The following is an 18,001-nucleotide window of genomic DNA, read 5'->3' as shown; positions in this document are numbered from 1 at the left end:
ATGAGCTCTGCTGTCGATCCGGAACGCGACGTCTACGCCAACCGGACGCTGAACCTGCGGTCGGTGCGGGCCATCGGGTACGACATGGACTACACCCTCATCCACTACCGCACCGACGAGTGGGAGCACGCGGCCTTCCGGCACGCGTGCCGGGTGCTCGCCTCCGGCGGGTTCCCGGTCGACGACCTCGTCTTCGATCCCGACCTGTACCTGCAGGGCCTCGTCATCGACCTCGAACTCGGCAACCTCGTCAAGGCGACCCGGTTCGGCTACGTCATCCAGGCCCAGCACGGCACCCGGCAGCTGTCGTTCGACGAGCTGCGCACGACCTACGCCGGCGTCACGGTAGACCTGGCCGAGCCCCGGTTCCGCTTCATGAACACGCTGTTCTCCATCTCCGAGGCTGCGCTGTACGCCCAGCAGGTCGACCGCCTGGACGCGGGGGTGATCACCGGTCCGCTCGGCTACGACGAGCTGTACCGCATCGTCTCCGGCGCCCTCGACGAGTCGCACACGACGGGGGCGCTGAAGGCGGAGATCGTCGCGGACCCGGACCGGTTCTGCGACCTCGACCCCGACACCGCCCAGACGCTGATCGACCAGCGTCTGGCCGGCAAGCGGCTGCTGCTGATCACGAACAGCGAATGGTCCTACACCAGCTCGATGATGAGCTACGCCTTCGACCGGCACGTCCCGTCCGGCAACTGGCGTGACCTGTTCGACATTGTCGTGGTGTCCGCGGCGAAGCCGAGGTTCTTCTCCGAGAACGAACCGGCCTTCCAGGTGGTCGACACCGAGCGCGGTCTGTTGACCCCGCACCGTGGCCCGTTCCGCACCGGCGAGATCTACCACGGTGGTGGCGCGCACCACGTCGAGCAGAGCCTCGGGCTCACCGGCGACGAGATCCTCTACGTCGGCGACCATCTGTTCGGTGACGTGCACGTGACGAAGTCGGCGCTGCGCTGGCGGACCGCGCTCATCATGCCCGAGCTCGAGGCCGAGGTCGCCGCCGCGGCCCGCTTCGCCGCGGACGAGAGCGAGCTGCGGCGGCTGATGGCGGAGAAGGTCGAGCTCGAGGACCGTCTCGCGCAAGCGCGGCTTTCCCGGCTGCGCACGCCCGGCGACGGCAGTGAGCCGGCCGGGCGCGAGACGCTCGACGCGCTGCGGGAAGCGCTGCGCCAGCTGGACGACCGGATCGCCCCGCTGGCCCGCGCCGCCGGCGAGCTGGGCAGCGCCACCTGGGGCCCGCTCATGCGCGCCGGCAACGACAAGAGCCTGTTCGCGCGGCAGGTCGAGAAGTACGCCGACGTCTACACCTCGCGGGTGGCGAACCTGGGTCGCCGGACGCCGTACGCGTTCCTGCGTGCGGCGCGGACGAGCCTGCCGCACGACGTCGTCCCCATCGAACGGGCGCCGGAACACGCCCCGGAACACCCGGTGGAATACCCCGCATGACACAAAGAATCGCCGCCCGTACGCACCGGGCGGAAATGCCGGGTGCGTACGGGCGGCGCGGGTGGGGAGCCGCCGAGCGCCCACCTCTCGGGAAATAGACCTACATGATCGGAAAGCGGGTCACAACAGCCCTGCGACGCCTTCCAACAAGCCATTGAGCAGTTCGACGAGCGAGTCCACCAGGCCGGTAGCGAGATGCATGTCAGTCTCCTTGGCAGCGGTATTCGACATCGTGACCCACCAGATCCAAGCTCGTGGTCCGGACGACCGGGTAGGTCATGTAATGACTGTGTAGCAATTCCCGAATACATGCAAGGGAAAAGCCGAAATCTCAGCTCCATTTCTTCGAATGACGGCGTCAGGATCGGTCAAGGACGTTTGAATCGGACATTATCCGCGCTGTCACGCCCTTGTCATATCGCTTGTCGATCGGCGCTCGCATCCCGGTGCTATGATCGTTTCATGCACACGAGCACGCTCCGGATGATGCGCCCCGCCGCGGGGCCCACCGGCGTGCGCTGACACCAGCGACTCACGAGGCCCTGCCGTGCCGGGGCCTCGCCGCACACGTGTCCCCCGACCGGTCTAGGGCGGAGAGGACACGTCATGCTCGACTCCGTCTACGTCACCACAGCGATCCCCTACGTCAACGCCGAGCCACATCTCGGGCACGCGCTCGAGCTCGTGCAGGCCGACGTCCTCGCCCGGCACCGGCGCCTGCGCGCGGCCCCGACCCGCTTGCTCACCGGGACCGACGACAACGCGCTGAAGAACGTCACCGCCGCCCGCGACGCCGGCGTGCCGGTGGCCGAGTTCGTCACCGCCAACGCGTCGCGCTTCGCCGCGCTGCACGATCCGCTCGCGTTGTCGTACGACGACTTCATCAGCACGGCCTCGGACCCCAGACACGCACCGGGCGTGCAGCGCCTGTGGCGGCGGATCGCCGCACAGGGCGACCTGTACCGGCACCGCTACGACGGCCTCTACTGCTCCGGCTGCGAGCGGTTCTACGATCCGGACGAGCTCACCGGCGGCACGTGCGCCGAACACGGCGTGCCGCCGGAACGGGTCGTCGAGCAGAACTGGTTCTTCCGGCTGTCGCGCTACTCCGACCAGCTCCTGCGCGCCCTGGAGTCGGGGCGGCTGCGCGTCGAGCCGGCCGCCAAGCGGCACGAGGTCCTGGCGTTCGTGCGCAACGGGCTGCGCGACTTCAGCGTCTCGCGTCCGGCCGCACGCGCCGGCGGCTGGGGAATCCCCGTGCCCGACGACCCGGAGCAGGTCGTCTACGTGTGGCTGGACGCGCTGGCCAACTACGTCACCGCGCTCGGCTACGGCACCGGGGACGCCGCCTACGAGCGATGGTGGACGGGCTCGTCCGAGCGCATTCACGTCGTCGGGAAAGGCATTCTGCGCTTCCATGCCGTCTACTGGCCCGCGCTGCTGCTCGCCGCGGGCGAGCCGCTGCCGACGACGATCTTCGTGCACGACTACCTCACCGCGGACGGCGCCAAGATCTCCAAGAGCGCCGGCACCACCGCCGACCCGGTCGACCTGGCGCGGCGGTACGGCACCGACGCGGTGCGGTGGTGGCTGCTGTCCGAGGTGCCGCGGGTCGGGGACGCGGACTTCACCGAGGCCAGGCTGGCCGCGCGGCACGACGGCGACCTCGCTCACGGGCTCGGCAACCTGGTCAACCGGACCGTCGCCCAGGCCCGGCGGTTCCGCGACGGGGGAATCGGGACGGCTCCGGTGCCCGGCGACGTTGACATCGTGACCACTGCCGACTTGCTGCCCGCCGAGATCGACCGGCAGCTCGCCGTGTTCGACTTCCGCGCCGCGACCGACGCCCTCCGCACGCTCGTCGACGCCGGCAACCGGCTCGTCGAGGCCGAACGGCCCTGGGAGCTGGCGCGGCGCGAACGCGACGGCGACGGCAGCGCCGGCGAACGCCTCGACGGCGTCCTGACGGCACTGGTGCACGCGTGCCGGGTGCTGGCGGCCGAGCTCGCGCCGTTCCTGCCCGGAGGTGCACGGCAGTTGCAGGACCAGCTCGGTTCCGGCGGCTCCGTGGGCGAGCCGGGGCCGGCGTTCCCGCGCGTCACAGCGCCGAGTTTGACATGAACCATAGTTGAGGTTCGACGATCGGGTGACAACCACGCCACGTGAGGAGCACCCGATGCCCGCAGCAGGAACCGTCCTGGTCACCGGCGCCACCGGAAAGACCGGCCGCCATCTCGTCCCGCAACTGCTGGACGCCGGCACCGACGTACGCGCGATGGTCCGGAACCCGGTGACGGCGCAACTGCCGGCCGGTGTCGACGTCGTGCGCGGCGATCTCACCGAACCGGACACGCTGCACGCCGCACTCGACGGTGTCGACTCCGTCTTCCTGCTGTGGCCGATGTTCTCCGCCGAGGGCGCACCGGCCGTCGTCGACGCGATCGCGCGGCACGCTCGCCGCGTCGTGTACCTGTCGGCGATGGCCGATGCCGGCGGCGCCCGCCCGGACGGGTTCTGGGGCCGGATCGAGGAGCTGATCGAGGCGGCCGGGCTCGAGTGGACCTTCCTCCGCGCGGGCGGGTTCGCCGGCAACACGTTCGGCTGGGCCGAGCAGATCCGGACCGAGGGCGTCGTCCGCTGGCCGTACGGTGCGGCAGCACGCTCACTCATCCACGAGGCCGACATCGCCGCCGTCGCCGCGGCCACGCTGACCACGGACGGACACGCCGGGCGCTCGTACGCTCTCACCGGGCCGGAGGCCGTCACGCAGGCCGAGCAGGTGCGCATCATCGGCGAGGCCGTCGGACGGACGGTGCGCTGGGACGAACCCACGCCGGCCGAGGCCCGCGAGATGCTGCTGAGCCAGTGGGGTGACTCCGGCTACGTGGACGCCGCTCTGGACGCCTGGGCTGCGATGGTCGAGCGGCCCGAGCCCGTCACCACCGCGGTGCAGGACGTCACCGGCCGTCCGGCCCGCACGTTCCGGCAATGGGCCGTCGATCACGCCGACACGTTCCGCTCACGGCCTGCGTGAGGCTGCCTCAGAAGTCGTGCGCGGCCTCGCCGGGGTTACGGGCCTGGATGCGCCGCAGGTGCACCTGGCGGCCGAGCCGGATCACCGGCCGGATCAGCAGTTCGACGCTGCCGATCAGGAAGCACCAGGTGCCGGCCGTGGTCCAGGCCTCGGAGAAGAACATGACGCTGCCGACGATGAACCACACCGCGATGAGGATGTCGTTGACGATGCTGGCGGTCTCGTAGCGCTGCCGGATCACCAGCTCCTCGTGACCGATCCGGATCGTCAGCCCGCGCCCGTCCCTGTGTTCGGACATGCCGCCATCTCACCAGACGTGGGCGGCTCAGGACTCCTCGACGTGCCGGATCCGCGTGCTGACCGGCTGCTCCGCGGCATCGCGCCGATGCGGTCCCAGGCCCCGCTCGGCGGCCACACCGAACGCGTCGCCGCCCTTCTTCCGGCCGTCGTCGGTCCCCCACGATCGGCCACGTCGAACCGGCACCATCCGCGGAACATGCTTCGAGCAGTGGATGTAGGCCTCCTCGACGTGCACGACGACCCACCGTTCCGGCCGGCGGCCGGGAATGTCCGCCTCGACCTCCTGATCGGGATACCGCTCCTGGAACTCGCTCGTCGAGATCAACGACGACGTGCCGTTCACGTGCAGCCCGATCAGATCGCGGACGAAATCCATGAACAACAGGCCGACGTGCGGGTTCTCGGTGATGTTGCCCGCGCTCGCCAGTACTCCGTTCCCGCGGTACTCCGGCCACGCCAGCGACCGCGGGTCGAGTACCCGCACGAACCCGGCCGGCCCGGCGCGGAAGCTCACGTCGCTCTCGCCGCCGGAGTCCGCCGTGCCGACGAAGACCATCTCCATGCGCCCCACGAACTCGCGCATCCGTGCGTTGAGGTGATCGGACATCTGTTCCCGGTAGAACCGGTCCGCACGTTCGCGGCTGCCGTGAGCTTCCTGGAGCGCGTGCTCTCCCGCTGAGCCAGGACGGCCGTCGTCGGCCCCCACGTGTTCTTCCATGTGCTGTAAACCTCCCGGCGCCTCCGCCCGCGCGACCCGCACACCATGATCGCGGCCACGGCGGCGCTCGACAATGGTCTTGACCCTACGCGTTCGTCTCGGTTCAGCCATCGGTGACATGCCCCACGGCGGGAAATCGGCGGCATCGTGGACACTCGGGGTTGAATCCGGTACCCGGGTACAGACTTACGTTTGGGGACATGGACACCACCAGCACCCCGCACCCGTCGTTCGTTCCGACGTCGTGCACGCTGCCCACCGCGGAGCAGCCGTTGCGTGTGGCCGAGTTCGAGTCGCTGTTCGCCACCGCGCTCCGGTCAGTCACCCGTCGCTCCCCCACCGAGCTCCTCCTCGTCCTCGACGGCAGCCCCGAGACCCAGGCCGGCGCCCGCGACCTCGCCACGCGAGAGAGCGGATGCTGCTCGTTCTTCACCTTCACCTTCACTGGGACCGAGCTGACCGTGACGGTGCCGAGCGCGCACCAGGACGTCCTGGACGGGCTGCAGCGGCTGGCCGAGACGGCGTAGTACGACCTGGCGTCGTGTGAAGGCTCCGCCGAGTGCCCGATACCGTTCACTGCGCTGGCCGGACGCACCTAGAGTGTGCCCATGACCGTCACTCGGTCGATCGCGCTGTTCGTCCTCGCCGCCGTCGCGGAGATCGGCGGTGCCTGGCTCGTCTGGCAGGGCGTACGCGAGGAACGCGGTCTGCTCTGGGCCGGAGCCGGCGTGATCGCGCTCGGGTTGTACGGCTTCGTGGCGACACTGCAGCCAGACCCGCACTTCGGCCGGATCCTCGCCGCGTACGGCGGCATCTTCGTGGCGGGGTCGCTGGCGTGGGGCGTGCTGGTCGACGGGTTCCGTCCCGACCGCTACGACATCATCGGCGCGGCCATCTGCCTCGTCGGCGTCGCCGTCATCATGTACGCACCCCGCTCGTGACCCGCTGGGTTCGGTTCACTGCCGATCCGAACCGGCCACCTCCGGCTCGCGCGCCTCGCCGCGCGTCGGCACCGCCGTCAGCCCGTGCCGCTTACGCAGCAGCATCCAGATCAGCGACACGGCGACGAGCACACCGGCCAGCGTCAGCCCGAGGGCGGCGTTGGACAGGCCGAACATGTTCAGCGCGGAGGCGAGCAGCACGAAGGCCAGCGCACGCCGCACCAGCCCACCGGGCGCGCGGGACGAGACCAGCGAACCGAGATAGACCCCGGGGATCGACCCGGCGAGCAGGGCCGCGGTGACGTCGAGGTGGAAGTCGCCGAACAGGATGTGCCCGACCGCCGCTGCCACCACCAGCGGCACCGCCTGCACCAGGTCGGTGCCGACCAGGTGGTTCGCGCGGAGCATCGGGTAGAGCGCGAGCAACGCGACGATCATCAGCGAACCGGACCCCACCGACGACATCCCGACGACCAACCCGCCGACGGCGCCGACGATCAGCGTCGGGATCGGGCGCGCCTTGACGTGCGGCGCCGCCATCGCGGCCGGCTCACCGGGCGCCGCGGTCCGCCGGTCGTCGACTCGGTGGGCAGCCCGGTCGACCAGGGCCAGGTATCCGCGCACCGCGAGTCCGGTCGCGGCGATCAGCAGGGCGACCCCGAGCGCCACCTTGATCACCGACTGCACGTCCTGGCCGTCGCCGAGTGCCCGCGCGATCAGAACCCCGCCGAAGGCGCACGGAATCGAGCCGATGCACAGCCACCGGACCAGGTCGAGGTTCACCGTGCCACGTCTCAGGTGCACGACGCTGCCGACCGGTTTCATCACGGCCGCGGCGACCAGGTCACTGGAGACGGCGGTCAGTGGCGGCACACCGAAGATCGTCACCAGCATGGGCGTCATCAACGCACCGCCGCCCATGCCGGTCATGCCGACGACGATCGCCACCAGGAACGCACCGAAGGCCATCGCGAGGTCGAAGTCCATGCAGGAACCATACCCTACTTAGTCAGTAGGTTTAATCGGGTCAAGGTTTCTCCCGGGTGGAAGAATGATGGCCCATGACTGATGAACATCAGCCCAGGCCCGCGCTCGTCGACTGGTTCGCCGAGTGAGGACGACCGTGGCCGGTCCGCTCCTGCCACATGGCGCACCTGGCTGTCCCACGAGCCGCCCACGGCGTTCGTCGGCTTCGGGCGCCCCGTCCTGGCCCCGGCCGCCGGAACCGTCGTGATCGCCCACGACGGTGAGCCCGACCATGCGGCGCGTCGTTCCCAGCTCGCGCTGATCCCCTACGCACTCGGACAGGCACGACGGGTGAGGACAGGGATCACGGCCATCGCCGGCAACCACGTGGTGGTGGCGCTCGAGCCGGGCGGACCGTTCGTCGCCGTGGTCCACCTCAGCCACGGCAGTGTCCGGGTCGCGCCGGGCGACGTGCTCGCCGCCGGAGACCCCGTCGGTGACTGCGGCAACTCCGGCAACAGCACCCAGCCGCATGTCCACGTCCAAGTCACCGACTCCACCGACTGGCCGAACGCCAACGGTCTGCCGATGGCGTTCGGCCACCACGCCGGAATGCCGGCCGAGTCAGAGATCGTCGACGTGTAGCCGCATGCGGTAGTTTCCCGCCATGCCCGAGTCCGACCCGGCTCCCGCTGATTCGTCCCTGCCCCAACCACCGCCGTACACGCCGGCGCCCTACAACCCGTGGATGGACCACGACGAGGCGCCGCGGGACCCGAGAACGAACGGGTTCGCGGTCGCGTCGTTCGTCCTCGGGCTCACCCCGGCGATCGTGCTGTCCATCATTTTCGGCATCATCGCGCTCGTCCAGATCAGCGAGCGGAACCAGAAGGGCCGCAAGTACGCCGTTGCCGGCTTGATCGCCTCGGGCGTCTGGATCGCCGGCTTCGTCACGGTGCTCGTGCTCATCGGCCAGGAGCGTGCGGATCGGGACGACACCGGTCGCATCGACCAGGAGGGCTGGGTCGACGCCACCGACCTGAAGGCCGGCGACTGCGTCAACGACCTCGAGGAGACCGAAGAGGTCCACAACGTCGACGCGGTGCCCTGTTCGCAGCCGCACGATGGCGAGGTGTACGCCAACTTCGAGCTGGCCGAGGGCGACTACCCGGGCGAGTCGGCGGTTTTCACCCAAGCCGAGCAGCAGTGCAGCGTCATGCTGCGGAACTACTCCCCGGACGCCTTCGAGGACCCGGCCATCGGCATCTACTACCTGTACCCGCGCGAGGACAGATGGTCGTTCGATCGTGAGGTCACGTGTATCGCGGAGTCGCTCGACGGCCGGACAACCGGCACGATCGCCCAGCACACGCAGATCTGACCCGCCGGATGCCGGGTCAGAACCAGGTCAAGCTACCCATAGCGACCTGCTCCAGCCTGCCAGCGGCGCAGCAAGGCAAGCACGCCGGTCAAGTCCAACGTTTCGGTTGCATCTGCCATGGCCTGTCGGAACTCGCGGTCGAAGTCATGACGCCATAATCAGCCGTACCGACAGGACCGGGACGTTGACGGCGGGCCGAGCCGGTGATGGCACTACCGGCCGAGCCCGCGACGCTCCCGGAGCACGCCCACCACGTCGTTGAGGCCCATCTCGATGCGCCCGTAGACGCTGGGGTTGAGCAGCGTCGTGCCGTCGAAGTCGCCCGCGGACCCGAAGAACGCGACCGGCACGGTCAGCGCCTGGAAGAAGCCGAACAGGGGCCGCAGGGCGTGTTCCAGGACGAGCGCGTGGCGGTCGGTACCGCCGGTCGCGGCCAGCAGGACCGGCTTGTTGGCCAGCGCGTACTGGTCCACCAGGTCGAAGAAGTGCTTGAACATCCCGGGATAGGAACCGCGGTACACCGGCGTCGCCGAGATCAGGAGGTCGGCCTCCTCGGCGAGCCGGATCGTCGCGTCGACCTCGGGCGTGACCTCGTCGCGCTCGGTGGCCTCGGTGAAGCCCGGACCGAGGCGGTACACGTCGATCCGCGACGTCTCGATGGGCAGCATCCCGCCGAGGGTGTCGAGGACGACGCCGACGAGACCCATCGTCTTCGACTGCTCGTTCGGGCTGCCGTTCACGACGACGACGCGCAGCGCGGGGGCGCCGGCCTCGGTCGTGCCCGGTGCCGTGTCGGCGATGGTGGGGGCGCTCATGCCGCACTCCTCTCCTGCGCGGCGACCTCGCGGCGCACGACCGGTGCGACCTCGGTGCCGAGCCGCTCGATGGCCTCGAGGTGCTCCTTCTGCGGCACCCCGCCGAACCCCATCTGGATGATGGCGCGGTTCAGGCCGTACAGCTCGTGATAGGCCAGCAGCTTGTCGATGACCTCCTGCGCGCTGCCCACCAACAGGCCCGCGCGCGGCGAGGACTGCGCGTCGAACGCTGCCCGCGGAATCAGGAAGCCCTCGCCCCGCTGGTGGTTGTTCTCGAGCATGCCCTTGGCGAAGTACGGGTACATGGTGTCCCGCGCGTGCTGGCTGGAGCGCCCGACGAACCCGTGCGTGTTGATGCTGACCGGCAGCGCGTTCACGTCGTGCCCGGCCTCCGCCGCTGCCGCCCGGTAGTGCTCGAGGGTCGGCACGTGGGTGGTGATCGGCCCCAGCAGCAGGGCGAGCGCCATCGGCAGGCCCAGTCGGCCCGTGCTGACGGCCGACGCCGGCGATCCGCCGACGCCCACCCAGACCGGGATGGTGTCGCCGTCGGCGCGGGGGCCGATGTCGGCGTCGACCAGGGCGGGACGGAACCGTCCCTGCCACGTGATCGGGTTCTGCTCACGGATCTTGAGCAGCAGGTCGAGCTTCTCGCGGAACAGGTCCGCGTAGTCCTTCATGTCGTACCCGAACAGCGGGAACGACTCGGTGTAGGAGCCGCGGCCCGCGATGATTTCCGCACGTCCGGCGGACAGCAGATCGATCGTGGCGAACTGTTCCCAGACCCGCACCGGGTCCTCGGAGCTGAGCACGGTGACCGAGCTGGTCAGCTTGATGGTCTCGGTGCGTTCGGCCGCGGCCGCCAGCAGGATGGTCGGCGCCGATCCGACGAAGTCGGTGCGGTGGTGCTCGCCGACGCCGAAGACGTCCAGGCCCACCTGGTCGGCGACCTGCGCCTGCTCGATCGTCTCGCGGACCCGTTGCCGCGGCGACGGCAGGGCTCCGGTGGCGAGGTCCTCCGTGACCTCGCCGAACGTCATGATCCCGAGCTCGAATGGCATGAGTGGTTCCTCGCTCTCGTCGACCGGGCCGGGCGCCTGTCGACCGGCTCGCCCAGCATTAACCTGTCTGTGCAGATAAATATTCCCGGTCGGTCCGTGCTCCGCACGGCCGGCGCTCCGGTCGAGCCGTCAGTCGTCGAGGCCGAGCGATTCGGCCAGTTCGGCCTCGCTCGGGTTCAGCAACACCCGGCGGTCACGGGTGACCGCCACCGGAGTGTCGTCCGGGTCGACGCCCAGTTGCTGGAGTACCGCGGACGCGTTCTCGTCGGTGTCGAGGTCGAGCCACGAGTACATGACGTCCCGGGCGGTGAGGAACTCACGCAGCCGCCGGGCGTCGGCGGACGCGCCGGAGCCGACCATCCGCACCGCCGTCTGCTCGATGAGGTACGACCTCCGGAGCAGGTAGGTCCGCAGGACCGTCTCGCGAAGTCTCGGATCGGCGTCGAGCGCGGTCCGGAGACGCTCGGGCGGGATCGTGAGCACCTCGGCGTCCTGCTGTGCGACCGGGGTGAGGAACATCGCCTCCCCGCGGAGTGTGCCGAGCCCGCCGAGGAACCGTCCTCGTCCGTGGACGCCACGGACCCGGTTGTCGTGGCCGTAACCGTCGACCAACGCCACCGTGCCGGAGAGCACGACCACGAAGTCCGCGCCCGGCTCGCTGTCGCCGAAGAGCGGTTCTCGGGCCGCCAGCCGCCGCCGCTCACCGTGCTTCGAGAGCGCGGCCAGCTGATCCGGCGACAGCCGCGCGTAGATGCCGTCGCGGTCGGGCGACTCCTCCAGTCCTTCGAGAACGAGCGGCGCGGCGTCCGTGTCGCCCGACCGCAGCCGGCCGATCACCGGTACCCCCGGCCCTTCGGGCTTCCCCCGCGTCCCGGCGGCCGGAGTCTCGACCGCCGGCGGCGGCTGCCCACCGGTCAGCGCCTCCGCGAGAGCCTCCTCGTCGTAGCGGCCGACCTGACGGTGGCCGTCGACGAAGAAGGTGGGCGTGCCCGTGGCGCCGCTGGCCTCCGCGCTGGCGACGTCCTCGCGGATGTGCGCGCCGTGCAGTCCGGTGCCGAGTTCGCGGGAGAAGCGCTCGACGTCGAGCCCGAGCACCGCCGCGTGGGTGAGCAGATCGGGAGGTTCGAGCTGGCTTTGGTGGGCGAAGAGCCGGTCGTGCATCTGCCAGAACGCGCCCTGCGCCGCCGCGGCCTCGGCCGCCTCGGCCGCCAGGATCGCCTTGGGGTGCACGTCGGCGAGCGGCAGGTGCCGGAACACGTACCGCAGGTCGTCACCGAAGCGGTCCATCAGCGAGTCGACGACGCCGGTGGCCCGGCTGCAGAACGGGCACTCGAAATCGCCGTACTCGACGAGCGTGAGCGGCGCGTCCACCGGACCGCGGATGTGGTCGCGAGCCGGGTCGACCGGCCGGTCGAGGACCACTGGCAGGCTGGCGGTGCGCTCGCCGCGCAGCACGGCCGCGAGCCGGAACACCACCCAGGCGGTGAGCGTCGCGAGGACGGCACCGAGCAGGACGCCCACCGTCGCGGCGTCGAGCAGTGCCGTGTCGGTGAAAGCGAGATTGGCGATCAGCAGCGAGACGGTGAAGCCGATCCCCGACAGGGCGGCACCACCGATCACCTGCCCCTCTCCCACCCCGGTGGGCAACGGGCCGGCTCCCAGCCGAGAGCTCACCAACGCCGTCGCCCCGATACCGACCGTCTTGCCGGCCACGAGGCCGGCCACGATGCCCCAGGTGACCGGCGAGGTGATCGCGTCGCCGAAAACCCCTCCGCGCAGATCGACACCTGCGTTGGCCAGCACGAACAGCGGCACGATCACGTAGGCGACGGCCGGGTGCAGGATCACCTGGAGCCGCTCGTTCATGGACACCGACTGCTGCAGGGCGCTGCGGGCGGCGTCGCCGACGTCCGGACGCGGCGCTTGCTGAAACGCGCGGAACCGCGCGGCGACCCGCTCGACGTCGGCACGGCGCGGAGGACGCGCACCGATCAGCAGGCCCGCGACCATGCCGGCGATGGACGCGTGCAGGCCCGATCGCACGGTCGCCACCCAGAGCACCAGGAACGCCGCGGCATAGACCCAGTAGCGCCACTCGCCCCTCCGGGACAGCACCGCGATCAGGACCAGCATGGCGCCCGCGACGGCGAGCGCCAGGAGATCGATGGAGCCCGAGTAGACGACGCCGATGATCGCGACGGCGACGATGTCGTCGAACACGGCCACCGAGAGCAGGAAGATCCGCAGCTGGGTGGAGCTCGCCGGGCCGACGATCGCCAGCGCGCCCAGCACCAGGGCGGTGTCCGTCGCGATCACCACGCCCCAGCCGTCGGCCGCCGCGCCCGACGGGTTGATCGCCAGGTACAGCAGCGCCGGAACCACCATGCCGGCCAGCGCGCCGAGCACCGGGACGACGACGCGTCGTCGCTCCGTCAGTTCTCCTATGGACAGCTCACGCCGGACTTCGAGCCCGATGACCAGGAAGAACAGCGCCATCAGACCGTCGCTGATCCAGTGGCCAGCGTCCATCGACAGCACCGCGTCGCCGATCCGCACGGTCGCCTCGGTGTGCAGCAGCGACTCGTAGGAGTCCGACCACGGCGAGTTCGCCCACCCCAGCGCGGCGCCCACCGCGGCGAGCATCACACCGGCACTGCCCGCCTCGGTCGCGAGGAACTTGCGCAGCGGCTCGCGCATCTGCGCGACGAGCACGCGCCGCGATGGCCGGGTCTGCTCGCGGGCCGACCTGGTCACGCCGCCGTCCTCACTCTTCCGGGGCGAGCCGTGCCCAGATGCGGACCAGGTCACGCAGGTCGTCGTCGTCCAGCCGATCGAGGAACAGCCGGCGCAGGTCGCCGTGCTGCTGCTTCCACGCCTTGCGCAGCAGCGCACGGCCGTCGGAGGTGAGGACGACGTCGACGGCGCGGCCGTCGGCGCTCGACTGCTGGCGCTCGATCAGGCCGCGACGCTCGAGCCGGTCGGCGAGCCGCGTGAACCCGCCCGTGGACATCAGCCGGCGCTCGGCGAGCTCCGACATGCGCATGCCCGTCCGGCCCGCCTCGCCGAGCAGGGACAGCACGCTGTACTCGGCCATGCTCATGTTCAGCGGACCGAGCCCGGCCTCGACCTCACGCCAGATCCGGTCGTGCGCGACCAGGAACCCGCGCCAGGCTTGGTCCTCGAGCTCGCTCAACCGCGCGGTCGCCATGGGCTGAACGCTACCGGCGCGCCCGGTCGCCACCCAACACGAACACCGAACCGGACGCCGGCGCGAGCATCGCGCTCTGTGCGCCACGTCACATCGCACAGACGAAATATCTGCCTGCGCAGATAAGTTTACGATGCCAGCCGTGTTCCGAACCGGCCCGACAACCAGCGCCTTCAACGCAAGGGAGCAGCATGTCCGAGCAGCCCAACGTCGCCGTCATCTACTACTCGTCCACCGGGACCGTCCACCAGCTCGCCGAGTCGGTCGCCACCGGGGCCGCAGAGGCCGGCGCCACCGTGCGCCTGCTGCGCGTCGCCGAACTCGTGCCGAAGGAGGTCGTCGCGTCGAACCAGCCCTGGTCCGACCACGCCGCGGCCACCGAGCACATCCCCGAGGCCACCCACGACGACGTGGCGTGGGCCGACGCGATCGTCTTCGGCTCCCCGACCCGGTTCGGGAACGTGTCGAGCCAGCTCAAGCAGTTCGTCGACTCGCTCGGCGGGATGTGGGCCCAGGGCGCACTGGCCGACAAGGTCTACAGCGGGTTCACCTCGACCTCGACGTTGCACGGCGGGCAGGAGTCGACCCTGCTGGCCCTGTACAACTCCGTCCACCACTTCGGCGGCGTCGTGGTTTCGCCCGGCTACACCGACCCGATCAAGATGGTCGACGGGAATCCGTACGGCACCTCGCACGTGAGCGGGAACGGCGACATCCCCGTCGACGAGACCGCCCGGACATCCGCGGCCTACCAGGGCAAGCGCGTGGTGACCCTCGCCCGTGCTCTCAAGGCCGGGCTGGCCGGAGCGGCCTGACGCGGCTCAGTCAGCATGGCACCGGGTAACGGGCGGCTCTCATGCAATGGGCCTGGTCGGTCTCGGTAGCGACGAGCCGGTTCTCCTCGAGCTGCCAGGTCCAGGCCCGCACCTCGTCCGGCTCGGACGCGTCGCCGGTGCTGACCCAGCTGATCAGCCCGCCGTCGACCAGGGCGAAGCTACCGATATACGTGTCCATGTAGAGGCCGCCGTCGTCGACGAGGTCCGCCGGTGAGCCAGGGCCCGGCTCCGCCTGGACCACGGTGTCGCCGTCCCAGGTGAACACCTGGAGCGAACCGGCATCGCCGCCGCTGAAGATCAGGACCACATCGGCGGTACCGTTCCCGTCGAGGTCGGGTGTCCCGGCGATGGAGGGTGCGAGCGTCTCGCCGAAGGCGACCTCGACCGGTGCGCCCGCTGTCGGCTCGACCTGCAGCCATACGTCGGTGCTGAGGATGCCCACGTCCTGACCCTGCTCGGCGTCGGCCTCGGGAATCATGACGCGGATGGTGTCCGCAGCACCGTCGCCGTCCACGTCACCGCGCGCCTGGTCGTACTCCGCCAAGGCCGGCTCGCGGGGCGGGGACGTCGGCGTGCTCGGGTCTGGCGAAGGCGAGGGGCTCGGGTCTGGGGAAGACGAGGCGCTCGGAGAGTTGGCGTAGCCGGGCTCTCCCGCCCGGCCGGGAAGGTCGAGGACGGACAGAGCGCCGGCACCGGCGATCACTACGGCGGCGAGTCCTCCGGCCACCACGGCGGTGGCCCGGCGGCGGTTGGCCCGGGCGCGGCGGGTGATGCCCGGCATCGGGTCGTCGACAGGACGGGTGTCGGCGACGCGGGCGAGCCGGTCGAGTGCCTCGTGCATGGGGTCAGGGGTGGTCATCGTGGGTCCCCTTCCGGTGTGCCGGGGACGTCTGCGGTCTGGGCGAGCGCGGCGCGAAGGTGCGCCAGGCCCCGGGATGCATTGCTCTTGACGGTGCCGACCGAACAGTTCATCGCTTCGGCCGTCTGCGCCTCGGAGAGATCGCACCAGTGCCGGAGGACGACGGCGGCCCGCTGCCGCTCAGGCAGCGCCCGCAGCGCCGCCAGCAGCGCCTGGGACTCCACGACCGCGTCTCCCTCGCCGGGCGTGCCGGCGCGCCATGGCGCCTCGGGGATCTCGTCGGTCGACCACTCCCGGTTGCGGGAACGGCGCCACCACGACGTCCGCAGGTTCACCATCACCCGGTACATGTAGGCCTCGGGCGAGTCGTACGTCGAGATCTTGCGCCACCGCGGCAGCACTTTGGCATAGGCCGACTGCAGCAGATCCTCCGCCTGGTCGAGGTTGCCCGTGAGCAGGTACGCGAGCCGCCTGAGGCGAACGCTGCTGACGCGCACCCAGTCTTCGAAGTCGTCCGCGGTCAGCGCGGCCCTGCTCGGCGAAGTCGCCGCTTGGCCATCCATGTCACGAAACACGCGGAAACGCTCCCACAGGTTGCATCCCCGCGAAGAACCCGTCGGCCGGGGCGTCGAATCGCCCGGGCCGGAAGGCACAGCGGAGGTCTGACGGGCTGGCCAGTGAGAGCCACGACCATGCTGAACCCCTGGTCGTGGGGCCAAAAGAGTGTCCGAGGGGGGACTTGAACCCCCACCCCCTTGACGGGGACTAGCACCTCAAGCTAGCGCGTCTGCCTATTCCGCCACCCGGACATGCTGAGGTGCTCGGCTCGAGCACCTGCGGCCGAGTAACTGTACCAAACTGTCAGGGTCGCCTGTCCACTTCGGGCCCGGTGTCGCCGGCCGGGATCGTCCGCAACGCCAAGTAGCGTGCGCGGGCCTCGAACACGCCGCGCATCTCCACGGTCACCGCCTCCAGGAACTCGTCGCGATACGTAGCGTCGGTCCAGATCGAGATGGCGTAGTAGAGGCCGGTGAACGCGGCCATGCCGCCGGCGACCCGCAACAGCGTCTCGGTGATCTGGACGTCGTGTCCGAGCAGCTCGAACGGGTGGTGCCAGGCGCCGTCGGTGCCCGCCCACGACTCCCCCACCTCGGGCGTCACGGCGAGCACGCCGAACACCACGAAGAACGCACCCACGCCGGAGCTGACCACCAGCACCTGCAGCGCCTGGCTGACGACGAGTGTCAGGCCGACGTTCACCCGTTGCCGCCTGCTCAGCGGCTGCTCGCTGGTGTTCAGATCGTGCTCCAGCTCCCGCACCAGGCCCGGTGCACGCATCACCAGGAACATCAGGCCGAGGCCCAGCACCAGGGCGATCACCACCCACACGAACGCCTGCGGCATGCTCGCGAACATCTGCCACATCTCGGCGTTCACGAACAGCACCAGCGAGAAGATCAGCACGAGCAGCGCGCCGTTGCCGGCCAGCAGCGCCAGTGACTGGTGCCACTGGAAGCCGAAGATCACCGGCAGCAGCGCCGGGATGACCACGAACGCCGCCAGCTCGGGGCGGCCGACCTGCCGCGGCAGCGACAGGAACGGGCGGTGCCGGGCGCGGTTGAACAACCCGAACGCGACGACGAGGATCATCAGCCCGCCGAGCGCGGCGGCGGCGTTCAGCAGGAGAGGCCACTCCAGCTCGGTCGCGCCGAACATCTCACCGACGAACACCAGCGCCAGCAGCGGCGCCGCCCGGGTGAAGATGTCCTCGCTCGCGGAGTAGTCCTCGATGAACAGCGGCAGCCCGCTGCGCCGGAACTGACGCTCGTATTCGGCCAGGTCACCGCGGATCGCCACGGTCGCAGACTCTATCGACCGCCGGGCACCCGACACGAGCGTTGACCGTGGATGTCGCCGACCAGGAGAATCAGGACGATGAGCACGGCTCACTACGAACGCGACGAGGACCAGGCGCACCGGTTCGACCGGCATTGGAACGAGCTCCTGCAGGAGCTGCGGCTCGCCCAGACCGGCACCCAGATCCTGTTCGCCTTCCTGCTCGCCATCGCCTTCACCCGCCCGTTCCAGGAGGCGGACACGTTCACTCACAGCGTGTTCGCCGCGACACTCGTCCTCGCCGCGATGGCGACCGGACTGCTGATCGCGCCGGTCGCGTTCCACCGCATGGTCTTCCAGCGTCGGATGCGCGACCGGATGATCCCCGCGGCGGCACGGATGGCGGCGGGCGGGCTGTTGCTGCTGATGCTCGCGATCTGCGGCGGGCTGCTGCTCGCGCTGGACGTGGTGATGAACCGCGGCTTGGCCATCGGGGTGTCCGCCGCCGTGCTGTGCTGGTTCGTCGCCTTCTGGTACGTCATCCCCGCCATCGTGCGCCGGGCAGGATGACGCGGCGGTGCCGCGCAGGCTGGT

19 protein-coding genes, 1 tRNA gene and 1 pseudogene are annotated in these 18,001 nt (G+C 70.1%); 9 read left to right on the top strand and 12 right to left on the bottom strand.

Features of this window, described 5'->3' with window-relative positions; translation table 11 throughout:
- From CLV30_RS20785 to CLV30_RS20775, 3 genes are all read left to right on the top strand, one after another.
- Positions 1 to 1,455: an HAD-IG family 5'-nucleotidase gene (locus tag CLV30_RS20785; protein ID WP_106539158.1), complete on the top strand. Its 1,455-nt coding sequence runs from the start codon at positions 1 to 3 to the stop codon at positions 1,453 to 1,455.
- A 606-nt stretch (positions 1,456 to 2,061) separates the two neighbouring features.
- Positions 2,062 to 3,576, top strand: coding sequence for a methionine--tRNA ligase (gene metG, locus CLV30_RS20780; RefSeq protein ID WP_106539157.1), 1,515 nt, complete (start codon positions 2,062 to 2,064; stop codon positions 3,574 to 3,576).
- Positions 3,577 to 3,631: 55 nt separating this feature from the next.
- On the top strand, positions 3,632 to 4,489 hold the full coding sequence (locus tag CLV30_RS20775) for an SDR family oxidoreductase (RefSeq protein WP_106539156.1): 858 nt from the start codon (positions 3,632 to 3,634) through the stop codon (positions 4,487 to 4,489).
- Positions 4,490 to 4,496: 7 nt separating this feature from the next.
- Here CLV30_RS20775 and CLV30_RS20770 read toward each other — a convergent pair whose 3' ends face one another.
- Both CLV30_RS20770 and CLV30_RS20765 read right to left on the bottom strand, forming a co-directional pair.
- Positions 4,497 to 4,787 carry a YrhK family protein gene (locus tag CLV30_RS20770; RefSeq protein WP_106539155.1) on the bottom strand — a complete coding sequence of 97 codons (291 nt, stop codon included), beginning with the start codon at positions 4,785 to 4,787 and terminating at the stop codon, positions 4,497 to 4,499.
- 27 nt (positions 4,788 to 4,814) lie between these two features.
- Positions 4,815 to 5,507, bottom strand: a complete 693-nt coding sequence (locus CLV30_RS20765) for a pyridoxamine 5'-phosphate oxidase family protein (RefSeq protein WP_106539154.1) — start codon at positions 5,505 to 5,507, stop codon at positions 4,815 to 4,817.
- 200 nt (positions 5,508 to 5,707) lie between these two features.
- Between CLV30_RS20765 and CLV30_RS20760 the strand changes: the two genes are divergently transcribed.
- Both CLV30_RS20760 and CLV30_RS20755 read left to right on the top strand, forming a co-directional pair.
- The gene (locus tag CLV30_RS20760) at positions 5,708 to 6,034 is read left to right on the top strand and encodes a hypothetical protein (RefSeq protein ID WP_106539153.1); all 327 of its coding nucleotides are present in this window, start codon (positions 5,708 to 5,710) and stop codon (positions 6,032 to 6,034) included.
- Positions 6,035 to 6,115: 81 nt separating this feature from the next.
- On the top strand, positions 6,116 to 6,448 hold the full coding sequence (locus CLV30_RS20755; protein ID WP_106539152.1) for a YnfA family protein: 333 nt from the start codon (positions 6,116 to 6,118) through the stop codon (positions 6,446 to 6,448).
- A gap of 15 nt (positions 6,449 to 6,463) precedes the next feature.
- On the opposite strand, the gene CLV30_RS20750 is transcribed toward CLV30_RS20755, so the two are convergent.
- Positions 6,464 to 7,435, bottom strand: coding sequence for a sulfite exporter TauE/SafE family protein (locus CLV30_RS20750; RefSeq protein ID WP_205741020.1), 972 nt, complete (start codon positions 7,433 to 7,435; stop codon positions 6,464 to 6,466).
- Between the two features lie 81 nt (positions 7,436 to 7,516).
- Here CLV30_RS20750 and CLV30_RS20745 point away from each other — a divergent pair, with 81 nt between their 5' ends.
- Both CLV30_RS20745 and CLV30_RS20740 read left to right on the top strand, forming a co-directional pair.
- Positions 7,517 to 8,059, top strand: coding sequence for a M23 family metallopeptidase (locus CLV30_RS20745; RefSeq protein ID WP_106539151.1), 543 nt, complete (start codon positions 7,517 to 7,519; stop codon positions 8,057 to 8,059).
- A gap of 22 nt (positions 8,060 to 8,081) precedes the next feature.
- Entirely contained in the window at positions 8,082 to 8,795 is a 714-nt protein-coding gene (locus CLV30_RS20740; protein WP_106539150.1) for a DUF4190 domain-containing protein, read from the top strand.
- A 32-nt stretch (positions 8,796 to 8,827) separates the two neighbouring features.
- On the opposite strand, the pseudogene CLV30_RS27950 reads toward CLV30_RS20740, so the two are convergent.
- The 5 genes and pseudogenes from CLV30_RS27950 to CLV30_RS20720 all read right to left on the bottom strand — a co-directional run.
- A pseudogene (locus CLV30_RS27950) lies at positions 8,828 to 8,938 on the bottom strand (DUF6247 family protein); the annotation flags it as partial.
- Between the two features lie 69 nt (positions 8,939 to 9,007).
- On the bottom strand, positions 9,008 to 9,610 hold the full coding sequence (locus CLV30_RS20735; RefSeq protein WP_106539149.1) for an NAD(P)H-dependent oxidoreductase: 603 nt from the start codon (positions 9,608 to 9,610) through the stop codon (positions 9,008 to 9,010).
- Positions 9,607 to 10,668 carry an LLM class flavin-dependent oxidoreductase gene (locus CLV30_RS20730; RefSeq protein ID WP_106539148.1) on the bottom strand — a complete coding sequence of 354 codons (1,062 nt, stop codon included), beginning with the start codon at positions 10,666 to 10,668 and terminating at the stop codon, positions 9,607 to 9,609. The genes CLV30_RS20735 and CLV30_RS20730 overlap by 4 nt, the downstream gene beginning before the upstream one ends.
- Positions 10,669 to 10,797: 129 nt before the next feature.
- Entirely contained in the window at positions 10,798 to 13,422 is a 2,625-nt protein-coding gene (gene nhaA / locus CLV30_RS20725; RefSeq protein ID WP_165358709.1) for a Na+/H+ antiporter NhaA, read from the bottom strand.
- A 10-nt stretch (positions 13,423 to 13,432) separates the two neighbouring features.
- A complete protein-coding gene (locus CLV30_RS20720; protein WP_106539147.1) occupies positions 13,433 to 13,876 on the bottom strand; it encodes a MarR family winged helix-turn-helix transcriptional regulator in 444 nt (147 codons plus the stop codon).
- A gap of 191 nt (positions 13,877 to 14,067) precedes the next feature.
- Here CLV30_RS20720 and wrbA point away from each other — a divergent pair, with 191 nt between their 5' ends.
- Complete coding sequence (wrbA, locus tag CLV30_RS20715; protein ID WP_106539146.1) at positions 14,068 to 14,691, top strand: NAD(P)H:quinone oxidoreductase; 624 nt, start codon at positions 14,068 to 14,070, stop codon at positions 14,689 to 14,691.
- Positions 14,692 to 14,701: 10 nt separating this feature from the next.
- On the opposite strand, the gene CLV30_RS20710 is transcribed toward wrbA, so the two are convergent.
- The 4 genes from CLV30_RS20710 to CLV30_RS20695 all read right to left on the bottom strand — a co-directional run bounded on the left by CLV30_RS20710 (position 14,702) and on the right by CLV30_RS20695 (position 17,428).
- On the bottom strand, positions 14,702 to 15,571 hold the full coding sequence (locus CLV30_RS20710) for a hypothetical protein (protein ID WP_129711075.1): 870 nt from the start codon (positions 15,569 to 15,571) through the stop codon (positions 14,702 to 14,704).
- Entirely contained in the window at positions 15,568 to 16,146 is a 579-nt protein-coding gene (locus CLV30_RS20705; protein WP_205741019.1) for a SigE family RNA polymerase sigma factor, read from the bottom strand. The genes CLV30_RS20710 and CLV30_RS20705 overlap by 4 nt, the downstream gene beginning before the upstream one ends.
- Before the next feature lie 149 nt (positions 16,147 to 16,295).
- Positions 16,296 to 16,380: transfer RNA gene (locus tag CLV30_RS20700), tRNA-Leu, on the bottom strand.
- A 52-nt stretch (positions 16,381 to 16,432) separates the two neighbouring features.
- Positions 16,433 to 17,428: a hypothetical protein gene (locus tag CLV30_RS20695; protein ID WP_106539143.1), complete on the bottom strand. Its 996-nt coding sequence runs from the start codon at positions 17,426 to 17,428 to the stop codon at positions 16,433 to 16,435.
- Between the two features lie 78 nt (positions 17,429 to 17,506).
- On the opposite strand from CLV30_RS20695, the gene CLV30_RS20690 reads away from it, so the two are divergent.
- Positions 17,507 to 17,977, top strand: a complete 471-nt coding sequence (locus tag CLV30_RS20690) for a DUF6328 family protein (RefSeq protein ID WP_106539142.1) — start codon at positions 17,507 to 17,509, stop codon at positions 17,975 to 17,977.
- Positions 17,978 to 18,001 lie beyond the last annotated feature (24 nt).

The organism is Haloactinopolyspora alba, from assembly GCF_003014555.1.
In the GTDB taxonomy this organism is placed as follows: Bacteria; Actinomycetota; Actinomycetes; order Jiangellales; family Jiangellaceae; genus Haloactinopolyspora; species Haloactinopolyspora alba.
The sequence above is the reverse complement of the archived record's forward strand: the minus strand, read 5'-3'. Positions and strand labels throughout refer to the sequence as shown.

Excerpts from the sequence above, each read along its gene's own strand:
- CLV30_RS20785 (WP_106539158.1), top strand. The coding sequence starts at position 1 with ATGAGCTCTGCTGTCGATCCGGAACGCGACGTCTACGCCAACCGGACG.
- metG (WP_106539157.1), top strand. The coding sequence starts at position 2,062 with ATGCTCGACTCCGTCTACGTCACCACAGCGATCCCCTACGTCAACGCC.
- CLV30_RS20775 (WP_106539156.1), top strand. The coding sequence starts at position 3,632 with ATGCCCGCAGCAGGAACCGTCCTGGTCACCGGCGCCACCGGAAAGACC.
- CLV30_RS20770 (WP_106539155.1), bottom strand. The coding sequence starts at position 4,787 with ATGTCCGAACACAGGGACGGGCGCGGGCTGACGATCCGGATCGGTCAC.
- CLV30_RS20765 (WP_106539154.1), bottom strand. The coding sequence starts at position 5,507 with ATGGAAGAACACGTGGGGGCCGACGACGGCCGTCCTGGCTCAGCGGGA.
- CLV30_RS20760 (WP_106539153.1), top strand. The coding sequence starts at position 5,708 with ATGGACACCACCAGCACCCCGCACCCGTCGTTCGTTCCGACGTCGTGC.
- CLV30_RS20755 (WP_106539152.1), top strand. The coding sequence starts at position 6,116 with ATGACCGTCACTCGGTCGATCGCGCTGTTCGTCCTCGCCGCCGTCGCG.
- CLV30_RS20750 (WP_205741020.1), bottom strand. The coding sequence starts at position 7,435 with ATGGACTTCGACCTCGCGATGGCCTTCGGTGCGTTCCTGGTGGCGATC.
- CLV30_RS20745 (WP_106539151.1), top strand. The coding sequence starts at position 7,517 with ATGAACATCAGCCCAGGCCCGCGCTCGTCGACTGGTTCGCCGAGTGAG.
- CLV30_RS20740 (WP_106539150.1), top strand. The coding sequence starts at position 8,082 with ATGCCCGAGTCCGACCCGGCTCCCGCTGATTCGTCCCTGCCCCAACCA.
- CLV30_RS20735 (WP_106539149.1), bottom strand. The coding sequence starts at position 9,610 with ATGAGCGCCCCCACCATCGCCGACACGGCACCGGGCACGACCGAGGCC.
- CLV30_RS20730 (WP_106539148.1), bottom strand. The coding sequence starts at position 10,668 with ATGCCATTCGAGCTCGGGATCATGACGTTCGGCGAGGTCACGGAGGAC.
- CLV30_RS20720 (WP_106539147.1), bottom strand. The coding sequence starts at position 13,876 with ATGGCGACCGCGCGGTTGAGCGAGCTCGAGGACCAAGCCTGGCGCGGG.
- wrbA (WP_106539146.1), top strand. The coding sequence starts at position 14,068 with ATGTCCGAGCAGCCCAACGTCGCCGTCATCTACTACTCGTCCACCGGG.
- CLV30_RS20710 (WP_129711075.1), bottom strand. The coding sequence starts at position 15,571 with ATGACCACCCCTGACCCCATGCACGAGGCACTCGACCGGCTCGCCCGC.
- CLV30_RS20690 (WP_106539142.1), top strand. The coding sequence starts at position 17,507 with ATGAGCACGGCTCACTACGAACGCGACGAGGACCAGGCGCACCGGTTC.